The organism is Pseudomonas weihenstephanensis, from assembly GCF_016812185.1.
In the GTDB taxonomy this organism is placed as follows: domain Bacteria; phylum Pseudomonadota; class Gammaproteobacteria; order Pseudomonadales; family Pseudomonadaceae; genus Aquipseudomonas; species Aquipseudomonas weihenstephanensis.
Genome location: NZ_JAAEBV010000001.1, coordinates 1,287,946 through 1,309,265, shown reverse-complemented (window position 1 = coordinate 1,309,265; position 21,320 = coordinate 1,287,946). Strand labels below are relative to the sequence as shown.

Genomic DNA, 21,320 nt, shown 5'->3' with positions numbered 1-21,320 from the left:
GGAGAGGGGTAGGGTGAGGGCTGATTTCACGTCGGGCGCTTAAACCCAGCCACTGATCACCATGGCCTTGTACACCGCCACGGCAGCCAAGACGACAAACGCACCCGCCGCCAGGCGACGGATCAGGGTCAGCGGCAGTTTGTCGGCCGCAAAATTACCCGCCAATACCACTGGCACGTTGGCAATCAGCATGCCCAGCGTGGTGCCGATAATCACCAGCCACAAATCGGGGTACTGCGCCGCAAGCATGACGGTTGCCACTTGGGTTTTGTCGCCGATTTCAGCAATGAAGAAAGTGATCAGGGTGGTCACGAAAGGGCCGTACTTGCGTGCAGTACTGGCTTCGTCGTCGTCCATCTTGTCCGGCACCAACGTCCACAAGGCGGTGGCGGTAAAGCTCGCCGCAAGAATCCAGTGCAGCATTGCATCGCTGAAGAAGGTGCTGAACCAGGCGCCAACAGCACCCGCCGCCGCATGGTTGGCCAGGGTCGCGACCACGATGCCAGCAATAATGGGCCAGGGCTTGCGAAAGCGCGCAGCGAGAATGAGTGCGAGCAGTTGCGTCTTGTCGCCGATTTCGGCCAAGGCAACGATTGCAGTTGGAACAAGTAAGGAGTCGAGCATCATCAGGTGGTTTCCAGGGGCGGGTCGACACGGCTATGACACGTACAGCCTTCCCGCCCCGGGTAAGGTGTTCGTGTCATAGGTCTTGTCAAACCCCGGTCCGTCTGTGCGGACACCTGGGTCGCATACGCCATGGTCTGTTGACCAAGTATGTTGACGTATGCCGGATGAGCGTGAAGCTCAGAGGAGACTACTCCCCTAGGACGGAGCGGATTCTGCCTATGCAAATCCGATCCGGCAAGCCTTGTTTTTCAAATCGTCTTATCGACGCTTTGCGCTGTAAATCCGAAATCCCTGGCCTTGGGCCTTGACCGCGCAGGCGCCAAAATGCTCTTCGATCAGGGGCTGGTAGCGCAGGAAGCTGTTGGCAACAATCCGAAGTTCGCCACCTGATTTCAGATGTTTGACCGCTTTTTTCAGCAAGTTTTCGGTGGCGTGGTAGTCCGTGTGGACGCCGACATGGAACGGTGGGTTGCTCAAAATTGAGTTCAAACCCATCGGCGCCGCATCGATACCGTCGCCGGTAATCACTTCGGCTTCCAGGCCATTGGCGGCCAATGTCAAACGGCTGCTGGCGGTGGCGAATGCATCCACGTCGAGCAGCGTGACAGTGTTGTGCGGATAGCGACGTTTGACGGCGGCGCCTAGCACACCCGCGCCGCAGCCGAAGTCCAGCACATGGCCGCTGGGCAGTTTGTCGAGGTTTTCGAGCAGCAAAGCACTGCCACGGTCCAGACGGCCGTGGCTGAACACGCCCGGCAAGCTGACGACGTTGAGCGGACCTTCGGCCAGCGGCAGCTCGTAATGTTGCGCCAGTTGGGCCAGTACAGGAGCGGCGGGTGCGGTGTCCACGGTGACTTGCCACAGTTGGCAATGCCGTGCGCTGTCGAGTTTGCGCGGCTTGCCGAACGCTGCCAGCTGTTTGGAGGCGCCTTCAATGCCCCCTTTCTTTTCACCCACCAAAAACACATCGGCATTGGGCAAACGGGCGGCCACGGCGTTAAGGACGTAGTCGCTCAGTTCTTTGGACTTGGGCAAAAACACCACGGCGGTGTCAAATGAGCGCTCGGCTAATTCAACCCCGAAGTGCACGCGCCCGGCAAAGCGGGCGTCCAGTGCGGTTTGATCGCCTGCGTGCCAGCACCAACCGTGAGCATTGGGCAGCTGGCCCAGCAAATCGTCCGGCGGCAGGCCGACTAACAGCACCTCACCTTGAAAGTATTCGGGCTGGCGAAGCAGTACTTCACTGCGCGGATCCATAATCTGCTCCTCAAAAAGGGGCGCAGTTTATCAACTGACGACCCGCAGCGCTGTACCGTTGAAGAACGCTTGGGCGTTTTCGCTTAATTGCCCCACGATTCGCTGTCGGGCTTCGCGGCTGCCCCAGGCGCTGTGCGGAGTAATGATCAGGCGCGGGATGTCAGCCGCCAGCAACGGGTTGCCGTCGCGTGGTGGTTCAACACTCAACACGTCGGTGGCAGCGCCGCCTAAATGGCCACTGCGCAAGGCATCGGCCAGGGCCTGTTCGTCGATCATGCCGCCGCGCGCCGTGTTGATGACGAAGGCGCCGGGCTTGAGCAATGCCAACTGCGGGGCGCCGATAAAGTGACGCGTGTGCTCATTGAGCGGGCAGTGAAAGGTCACGGCATCGACCTGAGGCAGCAATTCGTTCAGCGCCAGACGATCGGGGCGAGCAGGGCGGCCCGGGATCTGCCCGAGCAAAACCCGCATGCCAAAGGCTTCGGCCAGTTTTGCCACGGCGCTGCCCAGCTCCCCATGACCGAACAGGCCGAGGGTTTTACCTTCTAGTTCAACAATCGGGAAGTCCAGCAGGCAGAATTGTTTGGCGGTTTGCCACTCACCTGCGGACACGGCTTTTTGGTAGTCGATGACGCGCGTGGCCAGTGCCAGCAGCAACATCAAGGTGTGCTGTGCCACAGAGGGCGTGCCGTAACCCTGGCAGTTGGCGACAACCATGCCGTGCGCCCGGGCCGCCTCAAGGTCTACGTTGTTGGTGCCCGTGGCGGCGACCAAAATCAGCTTCAGGTCCGGACACTGGGCGAGGGTGTCGGCGTTCAGCAGGATTTTATTGCTGATGACGACGCTGGCACCTTGCAAGCGTTCGACCACGTTGGCTGGCGTCGTATCGGTGTACAACTGCAACGTATTGAAACACTGGCGCAGGGGGCTGAGGTCAAGATCACCCAGGTCCAGTGAGGGGTGATCGAGGAATACGGCGCGGTGAGTGTTCGTCATCAACTGTACCTTTTGTACTGTGAAATGAAGGCGTAATGTGGCGAGACTATCAGAAGAAACAATTTGTAATGGAGCCGTGCATGTATTGGACAGAATTCTTGACCGTCGCCCTGATTCACCTGTTGGCGGTGGCCAGCCCAGGGCCGGATTTTGCCGTAGTCGTGCGTGAAAGTGTGACCCACGGTCGTCGCGCGGGCATGTTTACGGCGTTCGGAGTGGGCACGGCGATTTTTGTCCATGTGGGGTACTCGCTGCTGGGTATCGGCATCATTGTGTCGCAGTCGATTGTGTTGTTTAACGCCTTGAAATGGCTGGCAGCCGCTTACCTGCTGTACATCGGTATCAAGGCACTGCGGGCCAAACCGGCCGACCCGGCGGCGCTGGCCACGGCCCTGCCGGTGGGTGAGCGCACCGCACGCGGCGCCTTTACCTCGGGCTTTGTGACCAATGGTTTGAACCCCAAGGCCACATTGTTCTTCCTGTCGTTGTTCACCGTGGTCATCAACCCGCACACGCCGTTGTCGATTCAGGCGGGGTACGGCGTGTATCTGGCAGTTGCCACAGGGCTGTGGTTTTGCATGGTGGCAATGCTGTTTAGCCATCAGCGCGTGCGCACCGGTTTTGCACGTATGGGGCATTGGTTTGACCGCACCATGGGCGCAGTGCTGGTCGCGCTGGGCGTGAAACTGGCCTTTACCGAAATGAACTGACGTGTTTTGAAACCCAATCACGGTTGTGAATGATTGGGTTTTTTTCGCGAGCGACTAGAGTTATCCCCAAGACGACGTTGATCGTTCACTCATTGGGGGGCATTCATGTTGCAGACTCGCGTTATTGCGCCTACGCCAGCGGCGTATGCAGCTCCTCTACTGATCAAGCAATTGTTGTGGTCGGGGCGCCGCTACGAAGCCTCGCGTGAAATCGTTTATCGCGACCAGCGCCGTTACTCCTACGGCACGCTCAACGAACGCATTGCCCGGTTGGCCAATGTACTGACCCGCGCCGGGGTCAAGGCGGGCGACACGGTGGCGGTCATGGATTGGGACAGCCATCGCTACCTTGAGTGCATGTTTGCTATCCCGATGCTTGGCGCGGTGGTCCACACCATTAACGTACGTTTATCGCCCGAACAAATCCTCTACACGATGAACCACGCGCAAGACCGCTTTGTGCTGGTCAACAGTGATTTCGTCGCGCTGTATCAGTCCATCGCCCCGCAATTATTGACCGTCGAGAAAACCCTGCTGTTGACCGACACCCCGCAGATGGTGGCTCAGTTGCCTGATTGCGTTGGCGAATACGAGCAACTGTTGGCAGCGGCCAGCCCTGACTATGCCTTCGAAGACTTCGACGAGAACTCGGTAGCCACGACCTTTTACACCACCGGCACGACTGGCAATCCCAAGGGGGTGTATTTCACTCATCGCCAGTTAGTGCTGCACACCCTGGGTGTTTCGACGATCCTGGGCAGCGTGCCTGCTGAGCGTCTGTTGGGTAGCAGCGATGTGTACATGCCGATCACCCCGATGTTCCATGTGCATGCGTGGGGCATGCCGTATCTGGCGACAATGTTGGGGCTTAAACAGGTGTATCCGGGGCGTTACGAACCTGAACAGTTGCTTGCATTGTGGCGTCGCGAGCAGGTGACGTTTTCTCATTGCGTGCCCACCATTTTGCAAATGTTGCTTAACGCCCAAGGCGCGCAGGGCACCGACTTCAAGGGGTGGAAAATTATTGTCGGCGGCAGTGCTTTGAGTCGCACCCTGTACCGCGCGGCCAAGGCTCGCGGCATCGAGTTGACCGGGGCTTATGGCATGTCCGAATCCGGGCCGCTGGTGTCTTGCGCGCACCTGGACGACGCGGCTTGGGCCGGTTCAACCGAAGAGCGCATTAGCCACCGAATACGTGCCGGGGTGCCCGGGCCATTGGTGCAAGTGGGCATCGTTGATGAGCAGGGGCGGTTTCTCCCGCACGATGGCGAAACTCAAGGTGAATTGGTGCTGCGCGCACCCTGGTTAACCGGCAGCTATTTGCATGAACCCGAGAAAGGCGCGCAATTGTGGGCGCAAGGCTGGCTGCACACCGGCGACGTGGCGACCCTCGACAGTCGGGGCGAAATCGACATCCGTGACCGGATCAAAGACGTCATAAAAAGCGGCGGCGAATGGGTGTCATCGCTTGAGCTGGAAGACCTGATCAGCCGTCACCCGGCCGTGCGTGAAGTGGCTGTGGTCGGGGTGCCGGATGCGCAGTGGGGCGAGCGACCGGTGGCGATGCTGGTCGTGGCCGCCAAAGCTGATTTCGACGCGGCGATGCTCAAAGTGCACCTCCAGCCCTTTGTTGACGAAGGTACGATCCGCCCGTGGGCGATTCCGGCCAGCCTGGCGCTGGTCGATGAAATCCCTAAAACCAGCGTCGGCAAGCTGGATAAAAAACGTATTCGGGGGCAATTGACCTCGTTTGCCTAGCCGCTGCGTGCTGCGTCACCGTTGATCTTGTCAAAATCTGGTTTTCCTTCATCCTTGCGGGCTTATTGCGACGTACCCACGGAGAAGTATCAATGCCCTCAGTCCACCGGTTCTGGCGCCGAGCCCAACTGCCACTGGCAGTCAGTTTCGCCGCGACGCTCGCCGGGCCTGCCTGGGGCGTGAGTTTCAATGTGGGCGATGTCGAGGTTCAGCTGGATTCCGAGTTGTCGATCGGCGCCAGTTGGTCCACTGCCAAGGCCGATCATTCGCTGATCGGCGCCAACAACGGTGGCACCGGTCATTCGCAGATCTCGGACGATGGCCGTCTTAATTTCCATCGCGGCGAAACCTTCTCCAAAGTGTTGATGGGTGTTCACGGCCTGGAGTTGAAGTACGGCGACAGCGGTCTTTATGTTCGCGGCAAGTATTGGTACGACTTCGAACTGCAAGATGACAGCCGCCCATTCAAAGACATCAGTGACAGGGGGCGCAAGGCATCAGCGCAGTCGGCTGGCGCGCAGTGGCTCGACGCGTTCGTGTACCACAACTATGTCATTGCCGATCAGCCAGGCGCCGTGCGTTTGGGTAAGCAAGTGGTCAACTGGGGTGAAGGCGCGTTTATCGGCGGCGGTATAAATGCTATCAACCCGACGCAGATGGCGGCCTATCGTCGGCCGGGGACTGAATACAAAGACGGTCTGGTGCCGGTCAATCTTTTTTACCTCTCGCAGAACCTCACGGACAGACTGTCGGTTGAGGGGTTCTATCAACTGGATTGGGAGCAGTCGGAGGTCGACAACTGCGGCACGTTTTTCTCTCAGTCGGACGTGATCGCTGATGGTTGCAGCGCTAATTACCGGGTAATGAGCAAGCGCTCGGCTTTGGATGTGGCTGATTTGGCGGCGCTGACGTCGGTGGGTGTCGATGTCAACGGCGAAGGCGTACTGGTGCGCCGCGACGCTGATCGCAATGCACGCAACAGTGGCCAGTTCGGTCTGGCCCTGCACTACCTGGTTGACCCGTTGGACACCGAGTTCGGCGCCTTCTTCATGAACTATCACAGCCGCGACCCGATCATCAGCGGGCGTGCAGCCCCTCAGTCGGTTTACAACGCCGCGACAGCTGCGGGTGGTTTAGCACCGATGGTCGTGGCGGGCAACGCCCGTTACTACGTTGAGTACCCTGAAGACATCCGCTTGTACGGCGTGAGTTTCGCCACCACCTTATCCACAGGCACGGCCTGGAAAGGTGAGTTGAGCTATCGCCCCAACGCGCCTGTGCAACTCAATACCGACGATTTGTTGTACGCCAACGTGACGCTGCTCCCAGGCTTGGCGGATGCATCGCCCCTGAGCGTGACAGCGGGAGGTGATACGGCGGGCTATCGGCGTAAAGAGATCACCCAGTTTCAGACATCGCTGACCCATATTCTGGACAATGCGATGGGTGCCAATCGGCTGATTCTGATTGGCGAAGTCGGTATCACCCACGTTGGCGGGCTCGAAAGCCGCTCAGACGCGCGCTACGGCCGCGATCCGGTGTTCGGGCAGGCGGGTGACGATGGTTTTACCACCGCCAACGCATGGGGCTATCGCGCACGGGCTGTGTGGGAATACAACAGCGTGTTGCCGGGCATTAATCTCAAGCCGAACGTGGCGTGGTCCCACGATGTGAGCGGCTACTCGCCCGGACCGTCTGCTACCTTCGAAGAGGGTCGTAAAGCGGTGAGTGTGGGCGTTGATGCGCAATACCAGAACACCTACACCAGCAGCCTCTCGTACACTAATTTCTTTGGCGGGCGCTACAACACGTTGAGCGACCGCGACTTCATGGCATTGAGTGTCGGGGTGAAGTTTTGAACCGTTTTAATCTGCTGTGGATATGTGAATCATGAATGCTGCGACTGCCCTGATCCGCGACACCTTCCCCGTCGGCCCGTTGCAGTGCAACTGCACGATCATCGGCGATCCGCTGACTAAAAAGGCAATTGTGATCGATCCGGGTGGCGATCATGAATTGATCTTGGCGCGGCTTGAGAAACACGGGTTGAAGGTGGTCAGCATCATTCACACGCACGCGCATCTGGATCATTTTCTGGCGTCTGGCCAGCTTAAGGAGAAGACCGGCGCGACGTTGCACCTGCACAAGGACGACCAGTTTTTGTGGGACAACCTAAAGATGCAGTGCGAGTTGTTTCGCGTTCCCTACACGCCGGTACCCGCGCCGGATCGCTGGCTTTCAGACGATGAAGAATTGGCTTGCGGCTGTGGTGTCGCACTGCACACACCGGGACATACGCCCGGCTCCATGAGCTTTTGGTTTGCCGATGCGAAATTGCTGATTGCGGGCGATACGTTATTTCGGCGTGGGGTAGGGCGAACCGATTTGTGGGGTGGCGATCAGGCAACTATCGTACGTTCCATCAAGCAACGTCTGTACACGTTGGACGAAGACGCCACAGTGATTACAGGCCATGGCCCCGACACTCGCCTGGGCGATGAAATGCGCGACAACCCGTTTGTACGCGCTTGAGAAATAGATGGAATTTTTACCGTTGGTCGTGTTCAAACGCCAACAGAGTTCCATTGCCAACGGCCTTTGCCTCCAGAAAGTATTGAGTAGGAGCTTCACCATGTTTATTTCGCGTCGTTTGATTGTGGCCGCAAGTGCTGTTGCGTTGCTGGCTGGCTGCGCCTCGCCTAACCCGTATGACAATCAAGGTCAGGCGTCTTCTGGTATGAGCAAAACTGCCAAATACGGTGGTCTGGGGGCATTGGCCGGTGCTGTCGCGGGTGCGGCCATCGACCACAACAACCGTGGCAAGGGGGCTTTGATCGGTGCTGCGGTGGCGGGCCTGGGGGCTGCCGGTTATGGCTACTACGCTGACAAGCAAGAAGCCGCATTGCGCGCAAGCATGGCCAATACCGGGGTTGAGGTGCAGCGCCAAGGTGACAACATCACCTTGGTAATGCCGGGCAATATCACCTTTGCGACCAGTTCTGCGAACATCTCGCCAAGCTTTTATCAGCCACTCAATAGCCTGGCCAACTCGCTCAAGCAGCTCAACAACCAGCAACAGATTCAGATTGTGGGTTACACCGACAGCACGGGTAACTACAACTTCAACATGCAGTTGTCTCAGCAGCGTGCGCAAAGCGTAGCGACCTACCTGACGTCTCAGGGTGTCAGCGGTCAGTACCTGTCAGTTACGGGTAAAGGTCCGGCGGACCCGATTGCCAGCAACGCCACACCGGATGGCCGCGCGCAAAACCGTCGGGTGCAGATCACCCTGGCGCCGATTCCAGGCATGAACTACCAGCAGCAGGGTCAAGTCCAGCAGTACCCATAAGGTTCGTGCTTTGTAGCCGCTGCCTGAGGCTGCGGCCACAAAAAGTGAACAACAAAAAGCCCCGCGATCTTTATGAGGTCGCGGGGCTTTTTGTTGAACGCTTTGCCGGATGAATTACTTCTTCAGGCCGTAATGCTCGTCGAGCATGCCGGGGGCGTTCGGGGTTTTTGGTGCGTAATCCAACGGCGGCTCTGAGCTGTGCGGCGGGGTAAGACGCTCGCGGTGCGGTTGAGGCGCTTCGGAGTGCAGTGCGGCCAGCAGGCGTTGGCGAGTCTGCTCGTCCAGGGCCAAGCGGTTGGCGCCCTCGGCGAGGTGGTCTTGCACTTCCTGATAGCTCTGCGTGAGTTTTTTCACCAGATTGGCGGTGCTGTTGAAGTGGGTAACCACTTCACTTTGATAACTGTCAAAACGTTCCTGGATGTCATCTAGCTGGCGCTGCGTGCGGTTAGGCGCGGCATTGGGCAGCAAACGAGCGACCAGAAAACCTATGGCGACACCTGCAACCAAGGCGAGAGTCGGCAACAACCAAATCAAGAGCGAGTGTTCCACGAGTCCTTCCTCTATAAACGGCTTTGCTTTACGTTAACGGCTCGGACCTGCGCTGTATACCGCGATGCACTCGCAAATATGTCAGACAGAATCTATCAGCTAGACGAGTCGACCCAATTTGAGGTCACGGAGTTCCTTCTTGCTTACCCGCGAAACCCCCGTTGTGATTGACGGCCCTGTTGGCCAATTGGAAGCTTTATACCTTGATTGTGAAGAGCCACGCGGCCTTGCGTTGCTGTGCCACCCTAATCCGGTACAGGGCGGGACGATGTTGAATAAAGTCGTTTCAACCCTTCAGCGCACGGCGCGCGATGCTGGCCTTGTGACCTTACGGTTTAATTACCGGGGTACAGGCGCCAGTGCCGGTAGTCATGACATGGGCACCGGCGAAGTGGATGACGCGCTCGCAGCCGCCCAGTGGCTACGCGCCAAACACCCAGACTTGCCGATGACGTTGCTGGGGTTTTCGTTCGGCGGCTTTGTGGTAGCCAGTCTGGGCGGGCGACTTGAAGCCCAGGGCGAAACACTCAAGCACGTATTTATGATTGCCCCGGCGGTGATGCGTTTGCGTGACGAAGAGGCCTTGCCTCATAACGGCTCGTTGACCGTGATCCAGCCCGAAACCGACGAAGTGATCGATCCGCAGCGGGTGTATGACTGGTCCCAACAGCTCTCGCGCCCCCATGAGCTGCTGAAAGTGGCAGAATGCGGGCACTTTTTTCACGGCAAGCTGACGGATCTTAAGGATTTGGTGCTGCCACGCCTTTCGAATTGATTGCAGTCTGATAAGCGATTACCTATGACCACTCGTACTCGAATCCTCACCGGTATCACCACCACTGGTACGCCGCACCTGGGCAACTATGCCGGTGCCATTCGCCCGGCCATCGTGGCCAGCCGTGACAGCAATGCCGACTCGTTTTACTTTCTGGCTGACTATCACGCCCTGATCAAATGCGACGACCCGCAGCGTATTCAACGCTCGCGTCAGGAAATCGCGGCAACCTGGCTGGCCTCCGGTCTGGATGTCGAGCGCGTGACGTTTTATCGCCAGTCCGATATCCCGGAAATCCCTGAGCTGGCCTGGCTGCTGACGTGTGTGGCGGCCAAAGGCTTGCTCAACCGTGCGCACGCCTACAAGGCATCGGTAGACAAAAATCTGGAAAATGGTGAAGACCCGGATGCCGGTATCACCATGGGCCTGTACAGCTACCCGGTATTGATGGCTGCCGACATCCTGATGTTCAACGCCAACAAGGTGCCGGTTGGTCGTGACCAGATCCAGCACGTTGAGATGGCCCGCGACATTGGTCAGCGCTTCAATCATCTGTTTGGCAATGGCAAAGAGTTTTTCGCCATGCCTGAAGCCCTGATCGAAGAAAGTGTCGCGACCTTGCCGGGTCTCGACGGTCGCAAAATGTCCAAAAGCTACGACAACACCATTCCGTTGTTTACCAGCGCGAAGGACATGAAGAGCGCGATTTCGCGCATCGTCACCGACTCCAAGGCGCCGGGTGAAGCCAAAGACCCTGATAACTCGCACCTGTTTACCTTGTATCAGGCGTTCTCCACCCCTGAGCAGTCCGCCGAGTTCCGCAGTGAGTTGTTGCAGGGGCTGGGTTGGGGAGAGGCCAAAGAGCGCCTGTTCAAGCTGCTGGACGCCGAATTGGGTGAATCGCGCGAGCGTTATCACGACCTGATGTCGCGCCCATCCGACATGGAAGACATTTTGCTAGCGGGCGCGCAGAAGGCTCGCAAAACTGCAACCCCGTTCCTGGCGCAACTGCGTGAGGCGGTTGGTCTGCGTTCGTTTGTCAGTGCCGCGCAAAACACCACGGCCGCCAAGAAAAAAGCCGTAAAAGGCCCGCGTTTTGTCAGCTTTCGTGATGAAGACGCCAGCTTCCGTTTCCGTTTGCTGACGGCGGACGGTGAGCAATTGTTGCTCTCGCGCAGCTTTGTCGATGGCAAAACTGCCGGTCAGATCACCAAGCAGCTGCAATCGGGTGAGCCGCTGGATGTGCGTCATGAAGACTTGGGCTTCAGCGTTTGGCTGGACGGCGAGTGTGTTGCGCACAGTCCTGCTTTTGCTGACAGTGCCACCCGTGACCTCGCTATCGACGCCTTGCGTTTGGCGCTGGTGCCTGTCCAAGACTAAGAAAGTGCGGCGTTTTGCCTCAGGTTTAATTGCCATTCCTCAGGGCCGTCGCTACAGTGACGGCCCGTTTTTGTTACCTTGCTAACGAATTATGACGCCTCTAGAACGATATCAAGCTGATCTGAAACGCCCGGACTTCTTCCATGACGCCGCGCAGGAAAACGCTGTACGCCACTTGCAGCGTCTGTACGACGATCTGGTTGCCTCTTCACAGAGCAAGCCGGGTCTGTTCGGCAAGCTGTTCGGTAAAAAAGAACAGACGCCGGTCAAGGGCCTGTATTTCTGGGGCGGAGTAGGCCGGGGCAAGACTTACCTGGTCGATACGTTCTTCGATGCCCTGCCGTTCAAAGAGAAAGTACGGACGCACTTCCACCGCTTCATGAAGCGTGTGCACGAAGAAATGCGCACGTTGAATGGCGAAAAGAACCCGCTGACGATCATCGCCAAACGCTTTTCAGATGAGGCGCGGGTAATTTGTTTCGACGAGTTCTTTGTGTCGGATATTACCGATGCCATGATTCTGGGCACGTTGATGGAAGAGCTGTTCAAAAACGGCGTCACCCTGGTGGCGACCTCAAACATCGTGCCTGATGGTCTGTACAAGGACGGTTTGCAGCGTGCGCGCTTCTTGCCAGCGATTGCGCTGATCAAGCAGAACACCGATATCGTCAACGTCGACAGTGGCGTGGACTACCGTTTGCGTCATTTGGAGCAGGCCGAACTGTTCCACTTCCCGCTGAACGAAGCTTCTGAGAAGTGCTTGCGCGAAAGCTTCAAGGCGCTGACGCACAACTCGACACGCGCGGTGGAAAATGATGACCTGGTTATCGAAAACCGCACCATTCGTGCCCTGCGCACCTGTGATGACGTGGCCTGGTTTGACTTCCGTGAGTTGTGCGATGGCCCGCGCAGCCAGAACGATTACATCGAGCTGGGTAAAATCTTCAACGCTGTAATTCTCAGCGGTGTTGAGCAGATGGACGTTAAGACGGACGACATCGCGCGTCGTTTCATCAACATGGTCGATGAGTTCTATGACCGTAACGTCAAGCTGATCATATCGGCCGAGGTTGAGTTGAAAGACCTCTACTTGGGCGGGCGTTTGAACTTCGAGTTCCAGCGTACGCTGAGCCGTTTGCTGGAAATGCAGTCCCATGAATACCTGACGCGGGCACATAAGCCTTAGTCGGACACCGCATCAAAAAAAGGCCTGCATTGCAGGCCTTTTTGGTTTTTCGCCAACGGATATTTTTATGCCGCTTGCTGAAACTGCTGCCGATATTGATTGGGCGACAGTTCGGTGTGCTGGCGAAACAGCCGCGCAAAGAAACTGGCGTCGTCGTAACCCACGTCGTAGCTGATAGTCTTGATGCTCTTGCGGGTCGCGGAGAGCAGCCCTTTGGCGGTCTCTATGCGCAGGCGTTGCAAGTAGTGCAAGGGTTTATCGCCGGTGGCCATTTGGAAGCGGCGCATAAAATTGCGAATACTCATGCCGTGTTCGCGGGCGACGTCTTCAAAGCGGAACTTGTCAGCGAAGTGCTCTTCGAGCCAGTGCTGGATTTGCAGAATGATGACGTCTTGATGCAGTTTTTGCCCGCCAAAACCAATACGGCCCGGCGCGTAGTTGCGCTGCACTTCGTACAGAATGTCGCGCGCTACCGCCTGGGCTATGTTGGCGCCGCAGAAACGTTCGATCAGGTAAATGTACAGATCGCACGCCGAGGTCGGGCCACCTGCGCAGTACAGGTTGTCGGCGTCGGTCAGGTGCTTGTCTTGATTGAGATGTACGTGTGGGAAGCGTTCGGCGAAGGTGCTGAAAAAACGCCAATAGGTGGTCGCCTCTTTGCCATCCAGCAGCCCGGCTTCGGCCAGCCAAAACACCCCGGTGGCCTCGGCACACAAGACGGCGCCGCGGGCGTGTTGCGCACGCAGCCAGGGAAGAATTTGCGGGTAGCGCTGGCAGAGTGTGTCGAAATCGTCCCAGAAGGCGGGCAGTACGATGATGTCGGAGTCTTCGAGGGCGCCGTCGACCGGCAGCATCACATTGCTGAAGCTTGAGACGGGAAGGCCGTCAGGGCTGACGAGGCGCGTTTCGAACGTTGCATTGAGGCCCTGGCCCAGTTGTTTACCGTGACGCAGGCTGGCGAGGTGGAAAAAATCCTTGGCTTGCATCAGGGTCGAGGCGAAGACCCGATCGATGGCCAATATGCTGACGCGCCGCAAGGGCGTGGAGAGATGACTAGACATGATTTGATTATTCTTATAGGTGAAATTGGTCAACTTACGGCTGGATCGTCTTATTTTCTGCTGGGCATGTCTAGTAGGAGTTGGCGCAGGCCGCGATCTTTTGATTTTCGATGGAAAAAGATCGCAGCCTACGCCAGCGGCGTGGAGTGTTATTACGGTGCAGGGTTAGGCTGGGCGTTGTGAATCGCTTCGATGCCGGCGAGCACATCCTCAGACAGCGTCACGTTGACGCTGGCAATGTTGCTTGTAAGTTGTTCCATCGTGGTGGCGCCAATGATGTTGCTGGTGACAAAGGGTTGTTGTGTCACGTAGGCCAGCGCCATTTGAGCCGGGTCCAGGCCGTGTTCGCGTGCCAATGCGACGTAACGCTCGCTGGCAGCCACCGCTTGCGGGTTGGAATAGCGCGAGAAGCGGCTGTAAAGGCTCAGGCGGCCTTTAGGCGGCCGTGCCCCGCCGCTGTACTTGCCTGAGAGCATGCCGAACGCCAGGGGCGAGTAGGCGAGGAGGCCGCATTGTTCGCGAAGGGCGATTTCTGCCAGGCCCACTTCAAACGTGCGGTTGAGCAGGTTGTAGGGGTTCTGGATTGAAACTGCGCGGGGCCAGCCTCGGCTTTCGGCCAGTTGCAGGAACTTCATCGTGGCCCACGGGGTTTCGTTGGACAGGCCGATGTGGCGGATCTTGCCGGCTTTGACTTGTTCGTCGAGCGCTTCGAGGGTGTCTTCGAGCGGCGTGAACGTCTCGTCAGCGTGGTGCGTGTAGCCCAACTGGCCGAAGAAGTTGGTGCTGCGTTCAGGCCAGTGCAGCTGGTAGAGGTCGATCCAGTCGGTTTGCAGGCGTTTGAGGCTGGCGTCCAGCGCTTGCACGATGTGGTTGCGGTTGTGCTTGAGCTGACCGTCGCGGATGTAGTCAATGCCATTGCCCGGGCCTGCAATCTTGCTGGCGAGTACCCAGTCAGCGCGATCGCCGCGGCTCTTGAACCAGTTACCGATATAGCGCTCGGTGCTGGCGTAGGTTTCAGCTTTGGGAGGGACCGGGTACATTTCAGCGGTGTCGATGAAATTGATGCCGGCGTTTTTGGCGTGTTCTATCTGAGCGAAGGCTTCATCCTGCGTGTTCTGCTCGCCCCAGGTCATGGTTCCAAGGCCAATTGCGCTCACGTTCAGGTCGGTTCGGCCTAGCTGGCGGTAGTCCATACGGTGCTCCTTCGGGGAAAGAATCATAAAAGCAGGTTGTAATTTTTTTCGCAATCTGGATAATTGCCGACCTCTTTCTGCAGTGGAAGTGATGCGCCGCCTGCCGAAGAATCTTGCCGTTGAACGGACGCGCTGACCCGAGCCCCCGATAGCGTCTGTACCCGGCTGCCTTTGACTTGTCAAAGTACGCACTATTCAGTAAGATCCGCCGTCTAATTTACAGGGCGGCCCCTGAGGCTATAAAGAATGAAAACTTTTACTGCTAAACCAGAAACAGTAAAGCACGACTGGTTTGTCGTCGACGCTGCTGGCCAGACCCTGGGTCGTCTGGCTACCGAGATCGCGAGCCGTCTGCGTGGTAAGCACAAGCCGGAATACACTCCGCACGTTGACACCGGTGACTACATCGTTGTTATCAATGCTGAGCAGATCCGTGTCACTGGTGCAAAAACCTCTGACAAAATGTACTACTCTCACTCCGGTTTCCCGGGCGGGATTAAGTCGATCAACTTCGAAAAGCTGATCGCCAAAGCTCCTGAGCGCGTGATCGAGACCGCGGTTAAAGGCATGCTGCCTAAAAACCCACTGGGTCGCGACATGTACCGTAAGCTGAAAGTCTATGCGGGCGCTGTTCACCCTCATACTGCTCAGCAGCCCCAAGAACTGAAGTTTTAACGGAATAGTTCATTATGTCGGCGACTCAAAACTACGGCACTGGCCGTCGTAAAACCGCAACCGCTCGCGTTTTCCTGCGTCCGGGTACCGGTAACATCTCGATCAACAACCGCACTCTGGAGAATTTCTTCGGTCGCGAAACTGCCCGCATGGTAGTTCGTCAGCCGCTGGAACTGACTGAGACTGTCGAGAAATTCGACATCTACGTCACCGTGATCGGTGGTGGTGTAAGTGGTCAAGCTGGCGCAATCCGCCACGGTATCACTCGCGCACTGATGCAGTACGACGAAACTCTGCGTGGCGCTCTGCGCAAAGCAGGCTTCGTAACTCGCGATGCTCGTGAAGTTGAACGTAAGAAAGTCGGTCTGCGTAAAGCGCGTAAGCGTCCGCAGTACTCGAAGCGTTAATTCGCAGCTTCGTTCAAAAGCGCCCAGTCTCCTTCGGAGCTGGGCGTTTTTTATGGGTGATGATTTATTGGTGTGACAACTTGCCACATCCAGCAAATGCCTATACTACAAGGCTTGTAGCCGCCCGAGAGCGGTAATTACCTTGTCAGAGTAGGGGCTTTTCATTACCATTCTGCAAAATTTTTATAAGTTCAGATTTTTACTTAGTAGATGCCTGATTTAACAGGCCACAAAGCTGATGGGAGAGGACTGAATGAGCAATGACGGCGTAAATGTCGGCCGGCGTCGCTTCCTCGTAGCAGCCACATCCGTGGTGGGTGCTGCAGGAGCGGTGGGGGCGGCAGTCCCGTTTGTGGGGTCGTGGTTCCCCAGTGCCAAGGCGAAAGCCGCTGGCGCACCGGTCAAGATCAATATTGCAAAGGTTGAGCCAGGTCAGCAGATGATTGCTGAGTGGCGTGGTCAACCGGTTTTCATTGTCCGGCGCACCGAGGAGATTCTGTCGAATCTCAAGAAGGTTGAGGGGCAGCTCGCTGACCCGAATTCCGCACAGTCTGATCAGCCCGAGAATGCCAAGAACGAATACCGCTCTATCAAACCAGAAATTCTGGTGTTGGTAGGCCTGTGTACTCACTTGGGTTGTTCGCCGACGTTCCGCCCCGAGGTTGCACCTGTTGATCTTGGCAAGGATTGGGTCGGTGGCTATTTCTGCCCATGTCATGGTTCGCACTATGATTTGGCTGGTCGCGTTTACAAGTCTCAACCCGCCCCGCTGAACCTGCCGGTGCCGCCTTATCAGTATCTCGATGACAGCACTATTCTCGTTGGCGTCGCTGAAGGGGAAGCGTAATGAGTAAGTTCATGGATTGGGTGGATGCCCGCTTCCCTGCCACAAAAATGTGGGAAGACCATCTCAGCAAGTATTACGCCCCGAAGAACTTCAACTTCTTCTACTTTTTCGGCTCCCTCGCGTTACTGGTTCTGGTCAACCAGATCGTAACCGGTGTGTGGCTGACGATGAGTTACACGCCGTCGGCGGAAGAGGCTTTTGCTTCTGTCGAATACATCATGCGTGACGTCGAATACGGCTCCATCTTGCGCTATCTGCACTCAACCGGTGCGTCGGCGTTCTTTGTTGTGGTGTATTTGCACATGTTCCGTGGCTTGCTTTACGGTTCGTACCAGAAGCCGCGTGAGCTGGTCTGGCTGTTCGGCATGATGATTTACCTGGCGCTGATGGCTGAGGCCTTCATGGGTTACTTGCTGCCTTGGGGGCAAATGTCCTACTGGGGTGCGCAGGTGATCATTTCGCTGTTTGGCGCGATTCCAGTGATCGGTAACGACCTGACTCAGTGGATCCGTGGTGATTACCTGATCTCCGGCATTACCCTGAACCGCTTCTTTGCCTTGCACGTTGTGGCCTTGCCAATCGTGATTCTGGGTCTGGTGGTGTTGCACATTCTCGCCTTGCACGAAGTCGGGTCCAACAACCCGGATGGCGTGGACATCAAGAAACACAAAGACGAAAACGGTATCCCGCTGGATGGCATTCCTTTCCATCCGTACTACACCGTTAAAGATATTGTCGGCGTAGTGGTGTTCCTGTTTGTTTTCTGCTCGATTGTGTTCTTCTTCCCGGAAATGGGTGGTTACTTCCTGGAAAAACCGAACTTTGAACAGGCTAACGCCTTCAAAACGCCGGAACACATTGCGCCTGTGTGGTACTTCACGCCGTTCTACGCGATCTTGCGTGCGATCCCTGACAAGCTGATGGGCGTTATTGCCATGGGCGCAGCGATTGCCGTGCTGTTCGTGTTGCCGTGGCTGGACCGCAGTCCTGTCAAATCCATGCGTTACAAAGGCTGGATGAGCAAAATTTGGCTGTGGGTGTTCTGCATCTGCTTCGTGATTCTGGGTGTGTTGGGTGTATTGGCACCGACCCCGGGCCGCACGTTGCTGTCGCAGGTGTGTACGTTCCTGTACTTCGCCTACTTCATTCTGATGCCGTTCTACACCAGGCTTGAGAAGACCAAACCGGTTCCGGAAAGGGTGACTGGCTGATGAAAAAGCTATTTGCTGTATTGATGCTTGCTGTGATGCCTGCACTGTCTTTCGCTGCGGAGCAGGGTGTTCAGCTCGACAAAGTCGATATCGATGTGTCTGACAAAGCTGCCATGCAGGACGGTGCGCGTACGTTCGCCAACTACTGCATGGGCTGTCACAGTGCCAAGTTCCAGCGTTACGAGCGTGTTGCAGACGACTTGGGCATCCCCCACGACGTCATGCTCGATAACTTGGTGCTGACGGGCGCCAAGATTGGCGATCACATGAACATCGGCATGACGCCTGAAGATGCCAAGGCCTGGTTCGGGGCTGCACCGCCTGACCTGACATTGGTAGCTCGCGTTCGTGGTACCGATTGGTTATACAGCTACCTGCGTTCTTTCTATGAAGACCCGTCGCGCCCTTGGGGTGTGAACAACAAGGTCTTCCCGAACGTGGGCATGCCTAACGTCCTTGCGCCGCTGCAAGGTCGTCAGGTCATTGGCTGCAAGCAAGTTCAGATCGTCGAAGACGGCAAGAAGCAGTATGATCCGCTCACCGGCACGCCTTTGACACATGAAGCGTGCGACCAGCTGACAGTGTTGCCAAAAACTGGCGCCCTGACTGAGGAGCAGTTCGATGAGAAGATCAAGAACCTTGTGACCTTCCTGGCCTATTCGGCCAACCCGGTGAAGCTTGAACATCAGCGCATCGGTACTTACGTACTGCTCTATCTGGCCTTCTTCTTTGTATTCGCCTATCTGCTGAAGCGTGAATACTGGAAAGACGTGCACTGATATCGTTACACGCATTGCTGTTAAACGTGCGCGCCCGAGGGTGTCTCTGAATAGGTAACAGTGCAGGATGGGTGGCAAGTGAGGTCTTACGACATTGCTTGCCACGGTTCTGCGGTTACTGGAGGCTCACCTCGGGCGCTTTCGTTTTTCTGCTTCTGACCATTTCAACAAGCGAGGAGGACCGCCATGGGCGTGACCAATCGGTTGGCCTGTTACTCCGACCCCGCCGACCACTATTCCCATCGAGTACGCATTGTGCTCGCCGAGAAAGGTGTCAGCGCCGAGATCATTAGTGTGGAGGCGGGTCGTCAACCGCCCAAATTGATCGAAGTGAACCCCTACGGCAGCCTGCCAACACTGGTCGATCGCGACCTGGCGTTGTGGGAGTCGACGGTGGTAATGGAATACCTGGATGAGCGTTATCCACACCCCCCTTTGCTGCCGGTTTATCCGGTGGCGCGTGCCAATAGCCGCCTGTTGATTCATCGCATTCAGCGTGACTGGTGCGCCTTGGTCGATTTGATTCTCGACACACGCACCAAAGAGCCTGCACGGGTGCAGGCGCGTAAAGAGTTGCGCGAGAGCCTCACAGGTGTATCGGCTTTATTTGCAGACAAGCCTTTTTTCCTCAGTGATGAGCAAAGTCTGGTTGATTGCTGTCTATTGCCGATACTCTGGCGTTTGCCAATTTTGGGTATTGAACTGCCGCGGCCTGCCAAGCCGCTGCTTGATTATATGGAGCGCCAGTTTGCGCGTGAGGCTTTCCAGGCAAGCTTGTCTGGTGTCGAACGCGACATGCGCTAAGGCTTTAGGAGTCCTTTATGAATTCAAGTCGACCTTATTTGGTGCGTGCGCTCTATGAGTGGATTGTGGACAACGATTGCACGCCGCACATGTTGGTTAATTCCAATTACCCGAAGGTACAAGTGCCTCAGGGTTTTGCCAGTGACGGGCAGATTGTACTGAACGTATCGCCCGTTGCTGTGCGCAACATGCACATGGACAACGAAGCTGTCAGCTTCGAAGGTCGCTTTGGCGGTGTGCCACATACGCTGTACGTGCCTATTGAGGCTATTTTGGGGGTTTACGCCCGTGAGAATGGTCAGGGTATGGTGTTTGACCTTGAAGAGTCTCTTGAGGTTGATGACGAGGTTGAGGTGGATGACGAGCTGTCGCCTCCAGGCTCCGAGCCGCCGCGTCCTAGCGGTCGTCCAAGCCTGAAAGTGGTGAAGTAATAAAAAGGCGACCTGAGAAGGTCGCCTTTTTTGTACGTGCGGTGCAGGCATGAGCGCGCTTGCGATGATAGTGGCGCGGTTTATTGCAAAAATCGGGCGCGCATCGCAATCAGTCGATGTATTCAAATAATTTGACGATTTTTTGTACGCCCGACACGCTCTGCACCAGGTTGGTGGCGCGGGTGGCTTCTTGCTTGGTGACGAGGCCGAGCATGTACACAATGCCGTTTTCCGTCACAACTTTGATGCGAGAGCCCGGAATGGCGCTGTCGGTCAGCATTTGCGATTTGATCTTAGTGGTCAGCCAGGCGTCATTGTTGCGGGCCAGGATTGAAGACGGCGCCATGACTTGCAGTTCATTGTTGACCTTCTTTACGCGCTGTACCGACGCGGCGGCTTGTTCGGCCATGGCTTTAAGGTCGGCACGCGGGGTTTGTCCGGCCAGCAGCACAATGCCGTTATAGCTGGTGACGACGATATGTGAGCCGTTGTCCAGATCAGGGCTGGCCTTGGCGACGTTGACGGCCACTTTGGTCTCGATCAGAGAGTCGTCAATCTTGCTGCCGAAGGTGCGGGTGCCGCGGTCATCTTCAATCGGCGTGTCGCGGGTAGCCGTCAGGACTGAGCTGCAACCGGCAGTCAAGCCCAGGCACAAGGTCAGAGCTACTAAGCCAAGGCGATTAAAAGTCATTCTTCACTCCCGAACAGTTGGCTGTCGATCAGATCGCACAGGCAGTGGATCGCCAGCAGGTGGACTTCTTGGATGCGTGCGGTAACAAGGGCGGGAACGCGAATTTCCACGTCCTCTGGCAGTAGCAGGGAGGCCATGCCGCCACCATCCCGTCCGGTCAGAGCGACCACGGTCATCTCGCGGTCGTGGGCCGCCTGAATGGCCTGAATAATATTGGCCGAGTTACCGCTGGTTGAAATTGCCAGCAGCACGTCACCGGGTTGACCCAGGGCGCGAATTTGCTTGGAGAAGATTTCGTTGAAGCTGTAATCGTTGGCAATCGAGGTCAGCGTCGAGCTGTCGGTTGTCAGGGCGATGGCCGGCAAGCTAGGGCGCTCGCGCTCGAAGCGATTGAGCAACTCGGAGGAGAAGTGCTGCGCATCGCCTGCCGAGCCGCCGTTGCCGCACGAAAGCATTTTGCCCTCGTTGAGCAGGGCATTGACCATCACTTGGCTGGCTAGCTCAATGTGGGGTGCAAGCACTTCCATCGCCTGCTGTTTGGTGTCGATGCTGGCCTGAAAAAGCTGGCGAATCCGGGATTGCATGTCCATCTATGTGACCTTAAGTAGGGCGGCTGGTCGGGCGTGATTCAGGT

The 21,320-nt window shown here is 56.8% G+C and carries 23 protein-coding genes and 1 riboswitch; of the genes, 15 read left to right on the top strand and 8 right to left on the bottom strand.

Annotation, left to right across the window (positions count from 1 at the left end):
• Window positions 1-39: 39 nt before the first annotated feature.
• The 3 genes from GYN01_RS05925 to GYN01_RS05915 form a co-directional block, all read right to left on the bottom strand.
• The gene (locus GYN01_RS05925) at window positions 40-624 is read right to left on the bottom strand and encodes a TMEM165/GDT1 family protein (protein ID WP_048363013.1); all 585 of its coding nucleotides are present in this window, start codon (window positions 622-624) and stop codon (window positions 40-42) included.
• Between the two features lie 90 nt (window positions 625-714).
• Window positions 715-836, bottom strand: a riboswitch (yybP-ykoY riboswitch).
• 49 nt (window positions 837-885) lie between these two features.
• Window positions 886-1,884, bottom strand: coding sequence for a class I SAM-dependent methyltransferase (locus tag GYN01_RS05920; RefSeq protein ID WP_203306721.1), 999 nt, complete (start codon window positions 1,882-1,884; stop codon window positions 886-888).
• Window positions 1,885-1,914: 30 nt separating this feature from the next.
• Window positions 1,915-2,880, bottom strand: a complete 966-nt coding sequence (locus GYN01_RS05915) for a 2-hydroxyacid dehydrogenase (RefSeq protein WP_048362534.1) — start codon at window positions 2,878-2,880, stop codon at window positions 1,915-1,917.
• 80 nt (window positions 2,881-2,960) lie between these two features.
• Between GYN01_RS05915 and GYN01_RS05910 the strand changes: the two genes are divergently transcribed.
• From GYN01_RS05910 to GYN01_RS05890, 5 genes are all read left to right on the top strand, one after another.
• The gene (locus GYN01_RS05910) at window positions 2,961-3,590 is read left to right on the top strand and encodes a LysE family translocator (RefSeq protein ID WP_048362535.1); all 630 of its coding nucleotides are present in this window, start codon (window positions 2,961-2,963) and stop codon (window positions 3,588-3,590) included.
• A gap of 105 nt (window positions 3,591-3,695) precedes the next feature.
• Window positions 3,696-5,348: a fatty acid--CoA ligase gene (locus tag GYN01_RS05905; protein WP_203306720.1), complete on the top strand. Its 1,653-nt coding sequence runs from the start codon at window positions 3,696-3,698 to the stop codon at window positions 5,346-5,348.
• A gap of 92 nt (window positions 5,349-5,440) precedes the next feature.
• Complete coding sequence (locus GYN01_RS05900; RefSeq protein WP_203306719.1) at window positions 5,441-7,207, top strand: DUF1302 domain-containing protein; 1,767 nt, start codon at window positions 5,441-5,443, stop codon at window positions 7,205-7,207.
• A 31-nt stretch (window positions 7,208-7,238) separates the two neighbouring features.
• Window positions 7,239-7,880 (top strand): MBL fold metallo-hydrolase, encoded by a 642-nt coding sequence (locus GYN01_RS05895; RefSeq protein ID WP_048401300.1) that lies wholly within the window; start codon window positions 7,239-7,241, stop codon window positions 7,878-7,880.
• Between the two features lie 100 nt (window positions 7,881-7,980).
• Window positions 7,981-8,697, top strand: a complete 717-nt coding sequence (locus GYN01_RS05890; protein ID WP_048363014.1) for a YiaD family glycine zipper/OmpA-like lipoprotein — start codon at window positions 7,981-7,983, stop codon at window positions 8,695-8,697.
• A gap of 114 nt (window positions 8,698-8,811) precedes the next feature.
• Here GYN01_RS05890 and GYN01_RS05885 read toward each other — a convergent pair whose 3' ends face one another.
• Entirely contained in the window at window positions 8,812-9,246 is a 435-nt protein-coding gene (locus tag GYN01_RS05885) for a Z-ring associated ZapG family protein (RefSeq protein ID WP_048362539.1), read from the bottom strand.
• 139 nt (window positions 9,247-9,385) lie between these two features.
• On the opposite strand from GYN01_RS05885, the gene GYN01_RS05880 reads away from it, so the two are divergent.
• The 3 genes from GYN01_RS05880 to zapE all read left to right on the top strand — a co-directional run bounded on the left by GYN01_RS05880 (window position 9,386) and on the right by zapE (window position 12,587).
• Window positions 9,386-10,021 (top strand): alpha/beta hydrolase, encoded by a 636-nt coding sequence (locus GYN01_RS05880; protein ID WP_048401298.1) that lies wholly within the window; start codon window positions 9,386-9,388, stop codon window positions 10,019-10,021.
• A gap of 24 nt (window positions 10,022-10,045) precedes the next feature.
• Window positions 10,046-11,401, top strand: a complete 1,356-nt coding sequence (locus tag GYN01_RS05875; protein WP_203306718.1) for a tryptophan--tRNA ligase — start codon at window positions 10,046-10,048, stop codon at window positions 11,399-11,401.
• Window positions 11,402-11,492: 91 nt separating this feature from the next.
• A complete protein-coding gene (gene zapE, locus GYN01_RS05870; RefSeq protein WP_048362542.1) occupies window positions 11,493-12,587 on the top strand; it encodes a cell division protein ZapE in 1,095 nt (364 codons plus the stop codon).
• A gap of 65 nt (window positions 12,588-12,652) precedes the next feature.
• On the opposite strand, the gene GYN01_RS05865 is transcribed toward zapE, so the two are convergent.
• Window positions 12,653-13,573, bottom strand: coding sequence for a GlxA family transcriptional regulator (locus GYN01_RS05865; RefSeq protein WP_173427001.1), 921 nt, complete (start codon window positions 13,571-13,573; stop codon window positions 12,653-12,655).
• A gap of 227 nt (window positions 13,574-13,800) precedes the next feature.
• Entirely contained in the window at window positions 13,801-14,841 is a 1,041-nt protein-coding gene (locus tag GYN01_RS05860; RefSeq protein ID WP_203306717.1) for an NADP(H)-dependent aldo-keto reductase, read from the bottom strand.
• Window positions 14,842-15,087: 246 nt separating this feature from the next.
• Here GYN01_RS05860 and rplM point away from each other — a divergent pair, with 246 nt between their 5' ends.
• The 7 genes from rplM to GYN01_RS05825 all read left to right on the top strand — a co-directional run bounded on the left by rplM (window position 15,088) and on the right by GYN01_RS05825 (window position 19,995).
• Window positions 15,088-15,516: a 50S ribosomal protein L13 gene (gene rplM / locus GYN01_RS05855; RefSeq protein WP_048362545.1), complete on the top strand. Its 429-nt coding sequence runs from the start codon at window positions 15,088-15,090 to the stop codon at window positions 15,514-15,516.
• Between the two features lie 14 nt (window positions 15,517-15,530).
• On the top strand, window positions 15,531-15,923 hold the full coding sequence (gene rpsI, locus GYN01_RS05850; RefSeq protein WP_003216038.1) for a 30S ribosomal protein S9: 393 nt from the start codon (window positions 15,531-15,533) through the stop codon (window positions 15,921-15,923).
• Between the two features lie 253 nt (window positions 15,924-16,176).
• Window positions 16,177-16,770 (top strand): ubiquinol-cytochrome c reductase iron-sulfur subunit, encoded by a 594-nt coding sequence (gene petA, locus GYN01_RS05845; RefSeq protein WP_048362546.1) that lies wholly within the window; start codon window positions 16,177-16,179, stop codon window positions 16,768-16,770.
• Window positions 16,770-17,981 carry a cytochrome b gene (locus GYN01_RS05840; RefSeq protein ID WP_048362547.1) on the top strand — a complete coding sequence of 404 codons (1,212 nt, stop codon included), beginning with the start codon at window positions 16,770-16,772 and terminating at the stop codon, window positions 17,979-17,981. Before petA ends, GYN01_RS05840 begins: the two co-directional genes overlap by 1 nt.
• Complete coding sequence (locus GYN01_RS05835; RefSeq protein ID WP_048362548.1) at window positions 17,981-18,760, top strand: cytochrome c1; 780 nt, start codon at window positions 17,981-17,983, stop codon at window positions 18,758-18,760. The genes GYN01_RS05840 and GYN01_RS05835 overlap by 1 nt, the downstream gene beginning before the upstream one ends.
• 186 nt (window positions 18,761-18,946) lie before the next feature.
• Window positions 18,947-19,564 carry a glutathione S-transferase N-terminal domain-containing protein gene (locus tag GYN01_RS05830; RefSeq protein ID WP_048362549.1) on the top strand — a complete coding sequence of 206 codons (618 nt, stop codon included), beginning with the start codon at window positions 18,947-18,949 and terminating at the stop codon, window positions 19,562-19,564.
• Between the two features lie 17 nt (window positions 19,565-19,581).
• Complete coding sequence (locus tag GYN01_RS05825; protein ID WP_203306716.1) at window positions 19,582-19,995, top strand: ClpXP protease specificity-enhancing factor; 414 nt, start codon at window positions 19,582-19,584, stop codon at window positions 19,993-19,995.
• Window positions 19,996-20,104: 109 nt separating this feature from the next.
• Here the strand turns inward: GYN01_RS05825 and GYN01_RS05820 are convergent, their stop codons facing one another.
• Both GYN01_RS05820 and GYN01_RS05815 read right to left on the bottom strand, forming a co-directional pair.
• Entirely contained in the window at window positions 20,105-20,686 is a 582-nt protein-coding gene (locus GYN01_RS05820; RefSeq protein WP_048362551.1) for a BON domain-containing protein, read from the bottom strand.
• Window positions 20,683-21,276, bottom strand: coding sequence for a phosphoheptose isomerase (locus GYN01_RS05815; protein WP_048362552.1), 594 nt, complete (start codon window positions 21,274-21,276; stop codon window positions 20,683-20,685). Before GYN01_RS05815 ends, GYN01_RS05820 begins: the two co-directional genes overlap by 4 nt.
• Between the last annotated feature and the right edge of the window lie 44 nt (window positions 21,277-21,320).